The 15,634-nt window shown below is 60.1% G+C and carries 16 protein-coding genes; 5 read left to right on the top strand and 11 right to left on the bottom strand.

Annotation, left to right across the window (positions count from 1 at the left end):
* Positions 1–62 precede the first annotated feature (62 nt).
* Entirely contained in the window at positions 63–1,007 is a 945-nt protein-coding gene (locus ACM6G4_RS04895) for a lysophospholipase (RefSeq protein WP_414913163.1), read from the top strand.
* A 42-nt stretch (positions 1,008–1,049) separates the two neighbouring features.
* Positions 1,050–1,520: a MaoC family dehydratase gene (locus ACM6G4_RS04890; RefSeq protein ID WP_056725943.1), complete on the top strand. Its 471-nt coding sequence runs from the start codon at positions 1,050–1,052 to the stop codon at positions 1,518–1,520.
* A 129-nt stretch (positions 1,521–1,649) separates the two neighbouring features.
* Here ACM6G4_RS04890 and ACM6G4_RS04885 read toward each other — a convergent pair whose 3' ends face one another.
* Positions 1,650–2,117, bottom strand: coding sequence for a ferritin-like domain-containing protein (locus ACM6G4_RS04885; protein ID WP_056726325.1), 468 nt, complete (start codon positions 2,115–2,117; stop codon positions 1,650–1,652).
* A gap of 202 nt (positions 2,118–2,319) precedes the next feature.
* Between ACM6G4_RS04885 and ACM6G4_RS04880 the strand changes: the two genes are divergently transcribed.
* Both ACM6G4_RS04880 and ACM6G4_RS04875 read left to right on the top strand, forming a co-directional pair.
* Positions 2,320–2,556 carry a DUF3820 family protein gene (locus ACM6G4_RS04880; RefSeq protein WP_003227425.1) on the top strand — a complete coding sequence of 79 codons (237 nt, stop codon included), beginning with the start codon at positions 2,320–2,322 and terminating at the stop codon, positions 2,554–2,556.
* A gap of 18 nt (positions 2,557–2,574) precedes the next feature.
* The gene (locus ACM6G4_RS04875) at positions 2,575–3,756 is read left to right on the top strand and encodes an aminotransferase class V-fold PLP-dependent enzyme (RefSeq protein WP_414913162.1); all 1,182 of its coding nucleotides are present in this window, start codon (positions 2,575–2,577) and stop codon (positions 3,754–3,756) included.
* Positions 3,757–3,758: 2 nt separating this feature from the next.
* Here the strand turns inward: ACM6G4_RS04875 and ACM6G4_RS04870 are convergent, their stop codons facing one another.
* The 4 genes from ACM6G4_RS04870 to zwf form a co-directional block, all read right to left on the bottom strand.
* Positions 3,759–4,484, bottom strand: a complete 726-nt coding sequence (locus ACM6G4_RS04870) for an intradiol ring-cleavage dioxygenase (RefSeq protein ID WP_414913161.1) — start codon at positions 4,482–4,484, stop codon at positions 3,759–3,761.
* Between the two features lie 200 nt (positions 4,485–4,684).
* Positions 4,685–5,350, bottom strand: coding sequence for a bifunctional 4-hydroxy-2-oxoglutarate aldolase/2-dehydro-3-deoxy-phosphogluconate aldolase (locus ACM6G4_RS04865; RefSeq protein WP_056725947.1), 666 nt, complete (start codon positions 5,348–5,350; stop codon positions 4,685–4,687).
* Between the two features lie 17 nt (positions 5,351–5,367).
* On the bottom strand, positions 5,368–6,081 hold the full coding sequence (pgl, locus tag ACM6G4_RS04860) for a 6-phosphogluconolactonase (RefSeq protein ID WP_414913160.1): 714 nt from the start codon (positions 6,079–6,081) through the stop codon (positions 5,368–5,370).
* Positions 6,068–7,537, bottom strand: coding sequence for a glucose-6-phosphate dehydrogenase (gene zwf, locus ACM6G4_RS04855; RefSeq protein WP_056725950.1), 1,470 nt, complete (start codon positions 7,535–7,537; stop codon positions 6,068–6,070). The genes pgl and zwf overlap by 14 nt, the downstream gene beginning before the upstream one ends.
* Positions 7,538–7,765: 228 nt before the next feature.
* Here zwf and ACM6G4_RS04850 point away from each other — a divergent pair, with 228 nt between their 5' ends.
* On the top strand, positions 7,766–8,626 hold the full coding sequence (locus ACM6G4_RS04850; RefSeq protein WP_170948639.1) for a MurR/RpiR family transcriptional regulator: 861 nt from the start codon (positions 7,766–7,768) through the stop codon (positions 8,624–8,626).
* 38 nt (positions 8,627–8,664) lie between these two features.
* On the opposite strand, the gene ACM6G4_RS04845 is transcribed toward ACM6G4_RS04850, so the two are convergent.
* The 6 genes from ACM6G4_RS04845 to ACM6G4_RS04820 all read right to left on the bottom strand — a co-directional run bounded on the left by ACM6G4_RS04845 (position 8,665) and on the right by ACM6G4_RS04820 (position 15,596).
* Positions 8,665–9,585 (bottom strand): D-hexose-6-phosphate mutarotase, encoded by a 921-nt coding sequence (locus ACM6G4_RS04845; RefSeq protein WP_414913159.1) that lies wholly within the window; start codon positions 9,583–9,585, stop codon positions 8,665–8,667.
* 113 nt (positions 9,586–9,698) lie between these two features.
* On the bottom strand, positions 9,699–11,045 hold the full coding sequence (locus ACM6G4_RS04840) for a carbohydrate porin (RefSeq protein ID WP_414913158.1): 1,347 nt from the start codon (positions 11,043–11,045) through the stop codon (positions 9,699–9,701).
* A gap of 194 nt (positions 11,046–11,239) precedes the next feature.
* A complete protein-coding gene (locus tag ACM6G4_RS04835; protein ID WP_056725954.1) occupies positions 11,240–12,400 on the bottom strand; it encodes an ABC transporter ATP-binding protein in 1,161 nt (386 codons plus the stop codon).
* Positions 12,401–12,404: 4 nt separating this feature from the next.
* Complete coding sequence (locus tag ACM6G4_RS04830) at positions 12,405–13,250, bottom strand: carbohydrate ABC transporter permease (RefSeq protein WP_007995997.1); 846 nt, start codon at positions 13,248–13,250, stop codon at positions 12,405–12,407.
* Complete coding sequence (locus tag ACM6G4_RS04825; protein ID WP_008032969.1) at positions 13,243–14,151, bottom strand: carbohydrate ABC transporter permease; 909 nt, start codon at positions 14,149–14,151, stop codon at positions 13,243–13,245. Before ACM6G4_RS04825 ends, ACM6G4_RS04830 begins: the two co-directional genes overlap by 8 nt.
* A 146-nt stretch (positions 14,152–14,297) precedes the next feature.
* A complete protein-coding gene (locus tag ACM6G4_RS04820; protein WP_056725956.1) occupies positions 14,298–15,596 on the bottom strand; it encodes an ABC transporter substrate-binding protein in 1,299 nt (432 codons plus the stop codon).
* Positions 15,597–15,634: the final 38 nt, after the last annotated feature.

Here is a 15,634-nt window from a genome sequence, read left to right as displayed (position 1 = left end):
GGATGCGCTATAAACTGCAACGAGCTGTTTCAGACCAAGCAGCCTCATGCAAAGGAACCGCCATGATCCATGACACTTTCTGGCTGACCACGAGCGACCACAGCCGCCTCTTCGTCAACCAGTGGCTCCCCGACGGCAGCCTCAAGGCAATGATTCTGCTGGCCCACGGCATGGCCGAACACAGCGGTCGCTATGGTCCCCTGGCGGAAAAACTCTGTGAGCAGGGCTATGGCGTGTGTGCCCCTGACCTGCGGGGACATGGCAAAACTGCCGAAAACGGGACACTCGGACATTTCGCCGATGACGATGGCTGGTGCAAGGTCGTGAGCGACCTGGCCAGCCTCAACCAGCACATCGGCCAGCAGCACCCTGGCGTCCCGATCGTGCTGCTCGGTCACAGCATGGGCAGTTACATCGCCCAGGCCTATCTGCTGCACCACAGTGCCAGCCTGCATGGGGCAATTCTCAGCGGCTCGAACTTCCAGCCTGTGGCGCTTTATCGTGCGGCAAGGCAGATCGCCCGTCTCGAACGCCTGCGCCAGGGCCGCAAAGGACGCAGCGCCTTGATCGAATGGCTGTCGTTCGGCTCGTTCAACAACAAATTCAAACCGGTACGCACGCCGTTCGACTGGCTCAGCCGTGATCCGGCGCAGGTCGATCTGTACGTCAACGACCCGCTCTGCGGCTTTCGCTGCACCAATCAACTGTGGATCGATTTGCTCGGCGGCTTGCAGCAAATCAGCAAAGCGTCCAATCTCGCGCAGATCGACCCGGGCCTGCCGTTGCTGGTGATTGGCGGCGAATGTGATCCGGTGAGCGAAGGCAAACGTCTCAAGGATCTGGCCGACGCGTTGCGGGCGGCCGGCAGCCAGCACCTGCAACTGACCGTTTACCCGCAGGCGCGGCACGAACTGTTCAATGAGAGCAATCGCGATGAAATCATCGCCGATGTGCTGAACTGGATCGCACAGGCCTTGAGCGCTCCCCGGCCGCACCGGTCCGAATAGTTTTTTTGTGGATTTTTTAATTCGTCACAGGAATTGAGACAGATGACCCAGGTTACCAACACCCCTTACGAAGCCCTCGAAGTCGGCCAGACCGCCAGTTTCAGCAAGACGGTCGAAGAGCGCGACATCCAGTTGTTCGCTGCGATGTCCGGCGACCACAACCCGGTACACCTGGATGCCGATTACGCCGCCAGCACCATGTTCAAGGAGCGCATCGCCCACGGCATGTTCAGCGGTGCGTTGATCAGCGCTGCGGTCGCCTGCGAATTGCCTGGGCCGGGGACCATCTATATCGGCCAGCAAATGAGCTTTCAGAAGCCGGTGAAGATCGGCGACACCCTGACCGTGCGCCTGGAGATCCTCGAAAAACTGCCGAAGTTTCGCGTGCGCATTGCCACTCGCGTGTTCAACCAGCGAGATGAACTGGTGGTCGATGGCGAGGCGGAGATCCTCGCGCCACGCAAGCAACAGAGCGTGACGTTGACGGAACTGCCGGCCATCAGCATCGGCTGATTGACGGGGCAAAAACAAACACTGTGGGAGCGAGCTTGCTCGCGATGAGGGCCTGACATTCAACATTGATGTTGACTGAACTGGCGCTATCGCAAGCAAGCTCGCTCCTACAGTTGTTTCAACCAGGCATTACGAACGCGCACGCGCCTGGTTACGCAGAGCCTTGACCTGATCGTGATTTCGTTGCGCGCCGTGGTACTGACGCTCAACCAGATCGCGAATGCCCACCAGGTTGTGCTTGTTGATTTTCTCCATGGCGTCCCGGTAAGCCTTCAGCGCATGGTCTTCACCGCGCTCGGCTTCATTGAGTACAGCCTCCTCGCCCTTGCCGGTGAACATCGACTTCACGTCGACCCAACGACGATGCAGGTCACCGCTGACACTGGTGGAGGTTTCCGGATCGCCACCCATCGAGCGTACGGCAGACTGCAATTCCGCAGCGGCTGTCGCACAATCGGCCGAACGCTTGATGAACAGGCTCTTGAGTTCAGGGTGCTTGATGTCTTCAGCGCAAGTCTTGAAACCGGCCTGACCGTCCTTGCTGGTTTCAATCAGGTCGTTGAGTACAGAAATCGCTTCTTTATTCATGTCGGTCATTTTCAGTTCCTCGCGGTTGATGAAAGATGCAATGAGTCGTGCACCCTGCATGCCAGCCTGGAACTGTTTACTTATTCATTATTTTTCAATCAGTTAGCCATTATCAGAAAATCTGTATCCGTTTTATTTGCATGATCTGTCATTTGGCCTGCATGCAGAATGCCTGTATTTTCCAGACTGACTGAATCAAGACGACCGATTGATGAATCCTGAAAAGCTCGAACTGCTGATCACCCGCGAAATGCCCTTTGGCAAGTACAAGGGTCGAATCATTGCCGACCTGCCCGGCCCTTACCTGAACTGGTTCGCCCGGGAAGGCTTTCCCCATGGCGAGCTGGGTGGCCTGCTGGCCCTGATGCAGGAGATCGACCACAACGGTTTGTCGGACTTGCTCGAACCGCTGCGCGCCAAACACGGCAAACCTGCCCCGCGCCACTGAACACCTACCGAGTCCCCCATGCCCGACAACACCCGCCGCGCCCGTGATGAAGCCTTCTGGCAAACCTTTGCCGACCGCTACGATGTCGAACCCGGCCCGCTCAACCTGGAGAACGGTTACTTCGCACGCATGTCGCGCACGGTGGTCGAGGAATACCAGCGCAACATCGAGCTGATCAACCGCAGCAATTCGGTGTACGTGCGCCAGCGTTTCGAACAAGGCGACAGCCTGAAGATCCGTGCGCAACTGGCCAGGTTGATTGGCGTCCCCGCCGACAGCATCGCCCTGACCCGTAACGCCTCGGAAGGTTTGCAGTCACTGATCCGCAACTACAACCGGCTGCAGCCCGGCGATCAGGTACTGATTTGCGATCTGGAATACGACACGGTCAAAGGCGCCATGCGCTGGCTGGCGCGTAGTCGCGGCGTTGAAGTGATCGAGATCGAACACGCACACCCGGCCACCTTCGACAGCCTGCTCGATACCTATCGGCAAGCCTTCGCGCGGTATCCGCGGCTCAAGCTGATGGCCCTGACCCACGTCACCCATCGCACGGGCCTGGTGATGCCGGTGCAGGCGATTGCAGCGGCTGCGAAGGAGCATGGCATCGACGTCATCCTCGACGGTGCCCATGCCCTCGGCCAGCTTGAATTCGACCTGACCGAGCTCGGTATCGCCTTCGCCGGCTTCAATCTGCACAAGTGGATCGGCGCACCGCTGACCCTGGGTTTTATCTACATCGCCCCCGAACGCCTGGCCGACATCGATCCGGACATGGGCGAGATGCATTTTCCGCCCACTGACATTCGCGCCCGTACCTCGTACAGCACCCCCAATATCCCGGCGCTGATGACTCTACCGCTGGTGCTTGAAGAACATTGGGCGATGGGGGGTGCCGCGGCCAAGGGCGCGCGGCTTAACTATCTGCGCAACCGCTGGGTCGCGGCGGCGCGGCAGTTGCCGGGTGTCGAAGTCCTGACACCGGATGATCCGCGCCTGTATTGCGGCATCACTTCGATGCGTTTTACCCGGCATGCCGACCAGCAACTCATGGTCGAGCGCCTGCTCAATGAATACAACCTGTTCACCGTGGCCCGCAGTGGCGCCGCATGCGGTCCGTGCATCCGCATTACACCGGGGCTTACCACCACCGCATCTGACATGGATGTGCTGGCCAGGGCACTGACCGAACTGGGCTGACGTCAGACGGTGTATTTGTCAAAGTCCTCGGGCCTGATCTGTGTCGACACGGCGAACGTGTCGATGCCGATGGTCATCTGCCCGAAGTAGCCGTCTTCAGCCGAATCCCGCCCCAGGGTGTGCACGCTCAAGGTCGATTTTTCACCGCCCATGGTTGTATAGATAAAGTCCTGGTCGTTGGCCAGGACCGGCACCGTTCGGCCGCTGTACGGGCGACTGCCGAGTACCGAGCGCGAGGCTACCTCAGGCAGGTAAAGCTGCCCGACCCAGGCGACATGCCGTTCTTGCAGATAGTTGTTGCCGGCCGTGATGCGCACGGCGACGTGAATGTGCAAGGCGCGGCCGGCGTAAAAACCCGGATAGATCGTGATGAAGCGCACGATGCCCGACTTGTCGGTGAACTGCCCGCCGCGCAGGTAGGTATCGTCATCGGTGCGCGGCACGGCGCCGATGTCTCCGGTATCGACCTCGACGTCCGGGTTGATCTTGCTCCAGCCCGAATAGGCACCGCGGGCATTGCAGTGCCAGATGTCCACCAACGCATCGGGGACCGGCTCACCGGTCATGGCATCGACAATGGTCAACCGCAATACCAACGGAACGCCTTCGGCGCCTTCGCTGATGTTCCTGCGGATCAGTTTGGGGTTGCGGAAATACGGGCCGGCAATCTGCTCGGGAGACAGCAGGCAGACCGGTGCCGGGGGTGCAACTGAGGTGTTGGCGTCCATGACGTTCTCTCTTCCATAAGATGAACGCAGGCTAGCACCGGTCAATTTTCGTTATGCGGTAACTATGTATCGCAGGATGTCCTTGTCCCTGTGGGGATATGAGTCGATCCAGGCAACTTTCTTCAGGCAAAAAAAAACGGTGCACCGACCAAGCGCACCGTAAAGCCGTAGAACACACAACGAGGTGTAGGGTGAAGCGATCAGTCCAGCAGCGCCAAAGCCTCGGCGGTGCACTCCTGAATGCGGGCCCAGTCGCCGTTCTTGATCCACTCCGGATCAAGCATCCAGCTACCGCCCACGCACATGACGTTTTTCAACGCCATGTAGCTCTTGATGTTGGCAGGTCCGACGCCGCCGGTCGGGCAGAATTTCACTTCGCCGAACGGACCGCCCAAAGCCTTGATGGCCGCGACGCCGCCGCTGACTTCCGCCGGGAACAGCTTGAAGCGGCGATAACCCAGGCCGTAGCCTTCCATGATGCCCGAGGCATTGCTGATGCCTGGCAACAGTGGAATCGGGCTGGCGACGCTGGCTTCCAGCAGGTCACGGGTGATGCCTGGGGTGACGATGAATTGCGAGCCGGCCGCTTCCGCCGCCACCAGCATATGGCGATCCAGCACGGTGCCGGCACCGGTCACCAGCTCCGGACGCTGCTCGCGCAGAATCTGGATGGCCTTGAGGCCCAATTGCGAACGCAGGGTCACTTCCAGGGCTGTCAGGCCACCGGCCGCAAGGGCGTCGGCCAGCGGCAGAACGTCTTGCTCGCGGGCGATGGTGATCACCGGCAGGATCCGCGCTTTCGCACAGATGCTGTCGATCAGGGCAACTTTATCCGCCATGGAAACGGTCGGGGATGGGTTTGTCATAGCGGCTGTTCCTTGGCTCATGGGCACCAGTAAATCTCTAACGTGGGTTGCAGAAACGCGCGAATCGGCATTGCGGCGACATCATCACCGGCCAGTGCGGTACTCAGGGTGGTCAGCTTGGACTGACCGGAAATCGATAGAACCTTGTGCTTGGCCGAGGCCAGCAGCGCGCGGCTCATGGTCAGGCGCTGATGCGGCACGGTCGGCGCCAGCATCGGCCAGCAGCGACGAACGCCATCGGCCTGCAATGCCTCGGCAAGGTTCGGGCTGTTGGGGAACAGCGACGCGGTGTGGCCGTCATCGCCCATGCCGAGAATCAGCACGTCGATCACCGGCAACTCCGACAGCAAGCGGTCGGCCTGCTCGGCCGCCTGTTCCAGGTTGGCACTGGCGCTGTACAGGCTCAGGAACTGCGCCTTGGCCGCCGGGCCTTGCAACAGATAGCGCTTGATCAGGCCGGCGTTGCTGTCGGCGTGCTCCACCGGTACCCAGCGCTCGTCGGCCAGGCTGATCACCACGTTCGACCAGTCCAGCGTCTGCTTGGCCAGGTGCTGGAAAAACGCCACCGGGCTGCGGCCACCGGACACCACCAGGGTCGCAGTGCCCTGGGCGTCGATCGCATCGCTCAGTTGTTTCGCCACGTTCAGTGCCAGGCTTTCAGCCAGCAGCACCGGGCTCTTGAACCCATGGGCGCTGACGCCCTGGGGCAGTTTCAAATCAGATATCGCCATACCACGACCTCCCGTCCCGCGTGATCAGAGCAATGGAGCTCATCGGCCCCCAGGACCCGGCCGCGTACGGCTTGGGCGCATCACCGGATTTTTTCCACCCGGCGATCAACTGGTCACACCACTTCCACGCGGCTTCGATTTCATCTTTACGGACAAACAGGTTCTGATTGCCGCGCATCACTTCCAGCAACAACCGCTCGTAGGCATCGGGAATCCGTGCGCTGCTCCAGGTGTCGGAAAAATTCAGCTGCAACGGACCGCTGCGCAGCTGCATGCCCTTGTCCAGGCCTTGGTCTTTGGTCATGACACGCAAGGAAATGCCTTCGTCCGGCTGCAGGCGGATAATCAGCTTGTTGCTGATTTGCAGGCGCTGCTCGGGAGCGAAGATGTAGTGCGACGGTTCCTTGAAATGGATGACGATCTGCGACAGCTTCTGCGGCATGCGCTTGCCGGTACGCAGGTAAAACGGCACGCCGGCCCAGCGCCAGTTGCGGATGTCGGCACGCAGGGCGACAAAGGTTTCGGTGTCGCTCTGGGTGTTGGAATTGGGTTCTTCCAGGTACCCCGGCACCGCTTTGCCTTCGCTGTAGCCAGCGATGTATTGGCCGCGCACCACCTGGGTGGTCAGGCCTTCCGGGCTGATCGGCGCCAGGGCCTTGAGCACTTTGACCTTCTCGTCGCGGATGCTGTCGGCGGACAGGTCGGCCGGCGGGTCCATGGCGATCAGGCAGAGCAGTTGCAGCAGGTGGTTCTGGATCATGTCCCGCAGCTGGCCGGCCTTGTCGAAGTAACCCCAGCGGCCTTCAATACCGACCTTCTCGGCCACAGTGATTTCCACGTGGGAGATGTAGTTCTGGTTCCACTGGGTTTCGAACAGACTGTTGGCGAAACGCAAGGCGATCAGGTTCTGGACGGTCTCTTTACCCAGATAGTGGTCGATGCGATAGGTGCGGTTCTCCGGGAAGAACTGTGCCACGGCGTCGTTGACCTTGCGCGAGGATTCCAGGTCCGAACCGATGGGTTTTTCCAACACCACGCGGGTGTTTTCCGCCAGGCCGACCTTGGCCAGGTTCTCGCAAATTGCGCCGTACACGGCGGCCGGGGTCGCAAAGTAGGCGATGACCCGCTGCGAACTGCCGGCGGATTCGGCCAGGGCCACATAATCATCGGGATTGAGGAAGTCGACGTGCAGGTAGCTCAGGCGCGCCAGAAAACGCTCGACCACGGCTTCGTCCAGCTCTTTGGCGCCCACATAGCGGCGCAGCTCGGAGGTGATGAACGCCAGGTGTTCCTGCTCGCTGCCCGGCTCACGGGCCAGCGCGATGATCCGCGTATCCTCGTGCAGGAGGCCTGCACCATCGAGTTGATAGAGGGCAGGAAACAGCTTGCGCAGGGCGAGATCGCCAAGAGCGCCGAACAAGGCAAAGGTGCACGGTTCAACCGTAATCGAGAGCATGATGTTTGTTCTTTTATCAAGTTAAGCTACAAATACCTTTTTTCAAGGCATCACTCAAGGGAAAATGTAGTAATAACCACAACATTTTCGCAAAATACAGATTCCGAGTGGTGGTCGGTCGGAGCCATCAGTAGGATAGGCCACCGTTACGGGCCTCACCAAAGGCCCTTTTTGCATTAGCCGCGCGCTTATCGGCGCCGGTGAATCAAGGAAACTTATATGGACCGCGTGCGAAATTTACTGGAGCAAATCCAGAATCGCCTTGAAGAGCTGAACAAGGCCGAACGCAAAGTCGCCGAGGTGATCCTGCTCAACCCGCAGCAGGCCACCCGCTTCAGCATCGCCGCCCTCGCCCAGGCCGCTTCGGTCAGCGAACCGACGGTCAACCGTTTCTGCCGTTCGTTCGGCGTCAGCGGCTACCCCGAGCTCAAACTGCAACTGGCCCAGAGCCTGGCCAGTGGCGCCGCCTATGTCAGCCGCGCGGTGGAGGCCGATGACAATCCGGAGGCCTACACCCAGAAGATCTTCGGCAGCGCCATCGCCTCCCTGGACAGCGCCTGCCAGGCACTGGACCCGAACCTGATCAGCCGTGCCGTCGACCTGCTGATCCAGGCGCGGCAAATCCACTTCTTCGGCCTCGGCGCCTCGGCCCCGGTGGCACTGGATGCGCAGCACAAGTTCTTCCGTTTCAACCTCGCCGTCACGGCCCACGCGGATGTGCTGATGCAGCGCATGATTGCCTCGGTGGCCCATACCGGCGAGTTGTTCGTGATCATTTCCTACACCGGCCGCACCCGCGAACTGGTGGAAGTGGCGCGCATCGCCCGGGAAAACGGCGCCTCGGTGCTTGGGCTAACCGCCGAGAACTCACCACTGGCCAAGGCCAGTACCCTGAGCCTGAATATCCCGCTGCCGGAAGACACCGACATCTACATGCCGATGACGTCGCGGATCATCCAGCTGACCGTGCTCGACGTGCTCGCCACGGGCATGACCTTGCGTCGCGGGGTGGATTTCCAGCCGCATTTGCGCAAGATCAAGGAGAGCTTGAACGCCAGCCGGTATCCGGTGGGTGACGAGTTTAATTAGGACGCTTCGCGCAAAAGATCGCAGCCTCGTTTCACTCGTCAGCTCCTACAGGTATACGCGCTTGTGTAGGAGCTGCCGAAGGCTGCGATCTTTTGATCTTCTTTACACCCCCCCACCCGCGCCTGCAAACTCAAATGCGCCCGCTCCCCCGGTTTCAGGCACAGGCTGTCGGTGCCTCCACTCGCCGCTTCCACACAGACAAATTCGGATATCTCGTTCCAGGTCACGCCGAGCAGCGGACGTGAACCGGGATGCCACACCACGGTGTCGGCCGTATCCCCGGTATCGATGCACAACGCCCGGTCCCAGGCATGGTCGTTCAACTGCAATTCGCCGTCGTGCTGGAACACCCGCTGGCATCCGCCGTCCACGCGTAACTCGCCTTCCTGCTGACAAACCTGCCGGCTCAGCTGGTCGTAACCCTGCGCGCCTTCGAGCCCAGACAGCGCTATCTCACTGACATCGCCAATACGCCAGTAAGCGTGCAAAGCCTGGCTCAACTGGCACGGCATGTCGTCCTGATGCTCGGTGCTCAGGCGCAGTTCCATGCGTTCACCCAGGTGCGCGTGCAGGTCCACCTGCCAGTCGCACAGCTTCAGTTGCCAGTGCAATCGCACGCCATCGTCGTCACTGTTGCTGTCGAGCAGCTTCCAGTCGAGCAACCGCGCCCAGCCATGGGACGGCCAGGCGTTCTCGCTCGGATGCCGGCCATACCAGGGCCAACACACCGGCACGCCGCCACGAATGGCGCCGACCTGCGGCCACTTTGCCGCGCACCACAGCCAGGGTTTCTGGCCCTTGGGCTGGAAGTGCAGCAACTGCGCGCCCTGACGGCTGAACACCGCCTGACACAGCGGATGGTCGATCACCAGCACGTCGCGCGTCTGATAGCGCTCCCACGCGAACACCGGACGTTCGCGCAAGGATTTGAAGAAGCGTTGTAGCGGATGCTCAAGCATGTGCCACGGTCCTGAAATCAACTGTCACCGGGGTGCGCGGCCCGCAAAAAAAAGCGGACAGCCATGGCTGTCCGCAAATATGCGCACATGGAGAGAAGCTTATCGCAGACGCGTTAGAACACCGACTGAATTTTCAGGCCGGCCACCAGCGCGTTGTCGACTTCATCCACACCACCCGGGTGCGTGACGTATTGCAGGTTGGGACGTACGGTCAGCCAGTTGGTGACGTGGAAGCCGTAGTTGATCTCGTAGTTGTATTCGGTTTCACGAATCGGCGAGAACAGCGGATTGTCGTATTCCGAAACACCGTTGGCCACGTTGGTCAGCTCGGCGTTTTTCTTCACATCATCGTTGACATGGATACGGGCGAAACCGATGCCCACGTCATCCTTCGGACGCGCGTCGAACGGGCCCTTGTACACGAACATCAGCGACTGGTAGTTGTCGATGAAGTTGGTGTCCTTGTCGTGGAACGTGGCGTTGGCCGCGATGTTCAGACCACGGGAAGCATCGCCATTGTGGCTGGTGAGTTGCTGCTGCGCGACGAACCAGTAGCCGTGCTTGCTATCGTGGACGCGATAAGGGTTGCCGCTGGTCGCTGCGTTCTGGCCGTTGTCGTCTTCGAGAACGTCGTCTGCCGGGGCTGTGCTTTTGTAGTAACCGACACGGTACTCGCCCGGCAGGTTGTTGACCCTCGGCGACCAGACCAGTTCGACCGGCAACACGGTGCCCTCAGTGCCACTGCCGCTGAGTTTGAAACCGTTACCGTGTTCCAGTTGCGTCGGGTTCTGGTTGTACGCACCAATCTGAGCGTAGAGCTCGTCATTGATGTTGTACTTCACGCGGATCGCCGCCTGGCTGACCGGCCAGTTGTACCAGATGTTGGTGGCCCAGTTACCGACCTGGGATCCGCAGAACGCCAGGTTCTGGAATTCGCACGGGAAGGTGTTGAAGTCTTCACCTTCACCGAAGTAACCGGCCTTGACGTCCAGCTTGTTGTCGAAGAACTGGTGCTGAATCCACAGCTGGGTCAGACGGACCATGTGGCCGCGACCATAGACTTCCTGGGAGGAACTCAAGGTGCCGGCACGTGGATCGCCAATACGGTCGTTGGAGATGTTTTCACCGTTACGGTTGGTGAGCTGGATCTTGGCCTGGGTGTTATCCCAGCCGAACAGTTTCTCCAGGTCCAGCGCCGCGCCCAGGCCAAACTGGTCGGCATAGCGCGCGGTCTTGTCATCGTTGAACCCGCCATGCAGGTTGCCACCGACTTCACCAACGTAGTCCATCTTTATGTCGATACCCTGCTCGATCAGCTTGGTACGCTCGCCACCCCAGTCGCCCGTCATCCATTTGGAGTCTGAGCTGAACGCTTCATCGGCCATCGCATTGCCGGCCAGAACCAGTGCTGCCGCTGCTGAAACCTGGCAGATCAACCGGGCCTTGTTCTTCATCTTCATCCCTACTTCCTCGTTTTATTGTTATTAACTTTTCTTCTTTAACGCGGTTACATCAGTTGCGATGCACGACAGGCCGCGCACCACGGATTCCCCTGTGGGAGCGGGCTTGCTCGCGAATGCGGTGTGCCATTCAACGCAGATGTCGACTGATCCACCGCTTTCGCGAGCAAGCCCGCTCCCACATTTCTTGATCTTCAGCGGCCTTTGAACTGTGCGACGTTGGCAGCGTGTGATTCGGTTTTCGCTACGCCAGCGACCCCCAGTCGCTCACCCGTTTTCGCATCGAACAGCAGCACTTTCGCCGGATCGAATTGCAGGGTCAGGGTCTCGCCCACCGCTGGCGCCACATCCGGTGCCAGGCGGCAGCAGACCTTGGTGTCGTTGAGGTTGACGAAGACCAGGGTGTCCGGCCCGGTCGGTTCGGTGACCTGGACTTCGGCGCGAATGGTCGGCAAGCCATTCGCTTCGCCATTGGCCAGGATGATCTGCTCAGGGCGCATGCCGAGGATCACTTCGCGGTCCTCAAGACCGGCGTCCTGCATGCCCAGCGGCAGCTCGCAACGGGCCTGGCCGCTGTCGAGCAGCGCCAGCAGGCGACCGTCCTTGCGCTGCAGGCGCAGTGGGATGAAGTTCATCGGCGGCGAACCGATGAAGCTCGCCACGAACAGGTTGGCCGGGTTGTTGTAGATGTCCTTCGGCGTACCGAACTGCTGGATGATCCCGTCCTTCATCACCGCCACTTTGTCGCCCAGGGTCATGGCTTCGATCTGGTCGTGGGTCACGTAGACCGTGGTGGTTTTCAGGCGCTGGTGCATCAGTTTCATTTCGGTGCGCATCTCGACCCGCAGCTTGGCGTCGAGGTTGGACAGCGGCTCGTCGAACAGATAGATCTTCGGCCGCCGCGCCAGGGCACGGCCCATCGCCACGCGCTGTTGCTGGCCGCCGGAGAGCTGGCCGGGCTTGCGGCTGAGCAGGTGTTCGATCTGCAACAGCTTGGAAACCCGAGCGACTTCTTCGTCGATTTCGGCGATCGGCATTTTGCGGATCTTCAGGCCGAAGGCGATGTTGTCGCGCACGCTCATGGTCGGGTACAGCGCGTAGGACTGGAACACCATGGCAATGTCGCGATCCTTGGGGCTCATGCCGCTGATATCGGCATCGTCCACCAGGATCGCGCCGCCGCTGATGGTTTCCAGGCCGGCGATGCAGTTCATCAAGGTCGACTTGCCGCAGCCCGACGGGCCGACCAGGATCAGGAACTCACCGTCATCGATCTTCAGTTCGATGTTTTTCAGGGTGTCCGGCAAGCCGGGGCCGTAGGTCTTGTTGACGTTGCGTAATTCGAGAGTTGCCATGTTTCTACCCCTTGACCGCGCCGGACGTCAGCCCACGCAGGAAATACTTGCCAGCGAATATGTAGACCAGCAGTGTCGGCAGCCCGGCGATCATCGCGGCGGCCATATCAACGTTGTATTCCTTGGCCCCGGTGCTGGTGTTGACCAGGTTGTTCAGGGCCACGGTAATTGGCTGGGCGTCGCCACTGGCGAACACCACGCCGAACAGGAAGTCGTTCCAGATCTGGGTGAACTGCCAGATCAGGCAGACCATCACGATCGGGATCGACATCGGCAGCAGGATCTTCAGGAAGATCGTGAAGAAGCCCGCGCCATCGAGCCTTGCGGCCTTGACCAGCGCATCCGGAATGCTCACGTAGTAGTTGCGGAAGAACAGCGTGGTGAACGCCAGGCCGTAGACCACGTGCACCAGCACCAGGCCGGTGGTGGTGTTGGCCAGGCCGAACTTGCCGAGGGTGAACGAGGCCGGCAGCAGCACGGTCTGGAACGGCAGGAAGCAGCCGAACAGCAGCAGGCCGAAGAACAGCTGTGAACCACGGAAGCGCCACATCGACAGCACGTAGCCATTCATCGCACCAATAAACGTGGAAATCAGCACCGCTGGCACGGTGATCTTCACCGAGTTCCAGAAGTAGCCACCGACCACGTCCCAGGCCTTGATCCAGCCGATGCCGTCGATCACGGTCGGCCAGCTCAACAGGTTGCCGGTACGGATGTCTTCCGGGGATTTGAAACTGGTCAGCAGCATCACCACCAACGGAATCAGGTACACCGCCGCTGCCAACAGCAGGGTGGCGTAGATCGCGATGCGGCTGAAGCTCAATGCTGGTTTGCCGAGTTGATTAGTCATGGCGTTTGCCTCGCAGCTCGGAGTACAGGTACGGCACGAGGATGGTCAGCACGGCACCGAGCATCAGCATGGCGCTGGCCGAACCGATGCCCATCTGGCCACGGCTGAAGGTGAAGGAATACATGAACATTGCCGGCAGGTCGGAGGAGTAACCCGGACCGCCCGCGGTCATCGCCGCGACCAGGTCGAAGCTCTTGATCGCGATGTGCGCCAGGATCATGAAGGCACTGAAGAACACCGGGCGCAGGCTCGGCAGGACGATCTTCAGGTAGATGGTCGGCAGGCTCGCACCGTCGACTTGCGCGGCACGGATGATCGATTGATCGACACCGCGCAGACCGGCAAGGAACATAGCCATGACAAACCCGGAGGCTTGCCACACGGCGGCGATCACCAGGCAGTAAACGACGCGATCCTGATCCACCAGCCAGTCGAGACGAAAGCCCTCCCAGCCCCAGTCACGCAGCATCTTGTCCAGGCCCAGGCCTGGGTTGAGCAGCCATTTCCACGCGGTACCGGTGACGATCATCGACAGCGCCATCGGGTACAGGTAGACGGTGCGGATGAAGCCTTCCTTGCGAATGCGCTGGTCCAGCAGCACCGCGAGGAACACGCCCAGCACCAGGCTGATGCCGATGAACATGCCGCCGAACAGCGCGAGGTTCTTGCTCGCGACCCACCAGCGGTCGTTGTCCATCAAGCGCATGTATTGCTGCAGGCCGACCCACTTGTAGCTCGGCATGAAGCTGGAGTTGGTGAAGGACAGAATGAACGTCCAGATGATGTAACCGTAGAAACCAACCAACACGATCAGCATGCTCGGCGCGAGTACCAACTTGGGTAGCCAGCGTTGCAGCGCATCGAACGGTGAGGCTTTGCTGAAAACCGCCACAGAGCTCATCGGGATAATCCAGGTTTAGATGTAAGGATCGGAGTGCGATCCCTTGTAGGAGCTGCCGCAGGCTGCGATCTTTTGATCTTGATTTTAAAAAACAAAATCAAAAGATCGCAGCCTGCGGCAGTTCCTACAGGGGGGATGCCAGGGAATTACTGGGCAGCTTTGACAGCCGAGGCCAGTTGGGCGCTGGCCTTGGCCGGGTCAGCATCCTTGTCGTTCATGAAGTTGGTGACCACGTCGAAGATCGCGCCTTGCACCGCCAGGGAAGTGGCCATGTTGTGCGCCATGCTCGGTTGCAGGCCGCCGGTCTTGTCGTCCGCGATGAAGTCCTTGGCCGACTTCTGGGCGCACTCGTCGAAGCCGAGCTTGTCCATTTCGTTCAGCATGTCGTTACGCACCGGGATCGAGCCCTTGTTCATGCTGAAGACTTTCTGGAAATCGGTACCCAAGGCGACCTTGGCCAGGTCTTGCTGGGCAGCGATGTCGCCCTTGCGATCGGCCTTGAGCTTGAACACCGCCAGGGAGTCGATGTTGTAGGTGAAGGCTTTTTCAGTGCCCGGGAACGCTACGCACAGGTAGTCCTTGCCCGCGACTTTCTTCGCCGCCGTCCACTCGCTTTTCGCCCAGTCGCCCATCATCTGCATGCCGGCCTTGCCGTTGATGACGTCGGCGGCGGCGATGTTCCAGTCACGACCGGCGCGGTTCGGGTCCATGTAGCCGGTGATCTTTTTCAGCTCGGCGAACGACTTGGTCATCTCCGGGCCGGACAGGGTTTTCTGGTCCAGGTCCACCAGGGCTTTCTTGTAGCCGTCAGCACCCATGACCGAGAGCACGATGTCTTCGAACACGGTGCTGTCCTGCCAAGGCTGACCGCCGTGGGCGAGCGCGATGAAGCCGGCGGCCTTGAGCTTGTCGCCGGCGGCATAGAATTCTTCGAGGGTGGTCGGGGCTTTTTCGATCCCGGCTTTCTTGAACACCTGCGGGTTGATCCACAGCCAGTTGACGCGGTGGATGTTCACCGGCACGGCGACGTAGTCACCTTCGTACTTCACGGTGTCGGAGACTTTCTTCGACAGCAGGCCATCCCAGTTTTCGGACTTGGATACTTCTTTCAACGCGTCGGTGCTGAGCAGGCCGGTGCTGCCCCACTCCTGGATATCCGGGCCCTTGATCTGTGCAACGCCCGGCGGGTTGCCGGCTACGGCGCGACTCTTGAGTACGGTCATGGCCGTGGAACCGCCACCGCCGGCGACTGCGCCGTCCTTCCAGGTGAAGCCGTCTTTTTCGACTTGAGCCTTCAGGACATCGACCGCTGCTTTTTCACCACCGGAAGTCCACCAGTGAACGACTTCAACGGAACCTTTGGATTCGGCGGCCAGGACACTGAGGGGAAGTGCAGACAGGGAAGCGAGAGAAATGACAGTAGCGAGGCGAGAAATCGCATTCATCTAGGAGCACCTTTCTTGTTGTTATGCATGCAAGTCTG

The organism is Pseudomonas sp. IT-P258 (assembly GCF_949767825.1).
Lineage (GTDB): Bacteria > Pseudomonadota > Gammaproteobacteria > Pseudomonadales > Pseudomonadaceae > Aquipseudomonas > Aquipseudomonas monachiensis.
The sequence above is the reverse complement of the archived record's forward strand: the minus strand, read 5'-3'. Positions and strand labels throughout refer to the sequence as shown.

Coding starts and splice junctions, on each gene's coding strand:
- ACM6G4_RS04895 (WP_414913163.1), top strand. CDS start 63: ATGATCCATGACACTTTCTGGCTGACCACGAGCGACCACAGCCGCCTC.
- ACM6G4_RS04890 (WP_056725943.1), top strand. CDS start 1,050: ATGACCCAGGTTACCAACACCCCTTACGAAGCCCTCGAAGTCGGCCAG.
- ACM6G4_RS04885 (WP_056726325.1), bottom strand. CDS start 2,117: ATGACCGACATGAATAAAGAAGCGATTTCTGTACTCAACGACCTGATT.
- ACM6G4_RS04880 (WP_003227425.1), top strand. CDS start 2,320: ATGAATCCTGAAAAGCTCGAACTGCTGATCACCCGCGAAATGCCCTTT.
- ACM6G4_RS04875 (WP_414913162.1), top strand. CDS start 2,575: ATGCCCGACAACACCCGCCGCGCCCGTGATGAAGCCTTCTGGCAAACC.
- ACM6G4_RS04870 (WP_414913161.1), bottom strand. CDS start 4,484: ATGGACGCCAACACCTCAGTTGCACCCCCGGCACCGGTCTGCCTGCTG.
- ACM6G4_RS04865 (WP_056725947.1), bottom strand. CDS start 5,350: ATGACAAACCCATCCCCGACCGTTTCCATGGCGGATAAAGTTGCCCTG.
- pgl (WP_414913160.1), bottom strand. CDS start 6,081: ATGGCGATATCTGATTTGAAACTGCCCCAGGGCGTCAGCGCCCATGGG.
- zwf (WP_056725950.1), bottom strand. CDS start 7,537: ATGCTCTCGATTACGGTTGAACCGTGCACCTTTGCCTTGTTCGGCGCT.
- ACM6G4_RS04845 (WP_414913159.1), bottom strand. CDS start 9,585: ATGCTTGAGCATCCGCTACAACGCTTCTTCAAATCCTTGCGCGAACGT.
- ACM6G4_RS04840 (WP_414913158.1), bottom strand. CDS start 11,045: ATGAAGATGAAGAACAAGGCCCGGTTGATCTGCCAGGTTTCAGCAGCG.
- ACM6G4_RS04835 (WP_056725954.1), bottom strand. CDS start 12,400: ATGGCAACTCTCGAATTACGCAACGTCAACAAGACCTACGGCCCCGGC.
- ACM6G4_RS04830 (WP_007995997.1), bottom strand. CDS start 13,250: ATGACTAATCAACTCGGCAAACCAGCATTGAGCTTCAGCCGCATCGCG.
- ACM6G4_RS04825 (WP_008032969.1), bottom strand. CDS start 14,151: ATGAGCTCTGTGGCGGTTTTCAGCAAAGCCTCACCGTTCGATGCGCTG.
- ACM6G4_RS04820 (WP_056725956.1), bottom strand. CDS start 15,596: ATGAATGCGATTTCTCGCCTCGCTACTGTCATTTCTCTCGCTTCCCTG.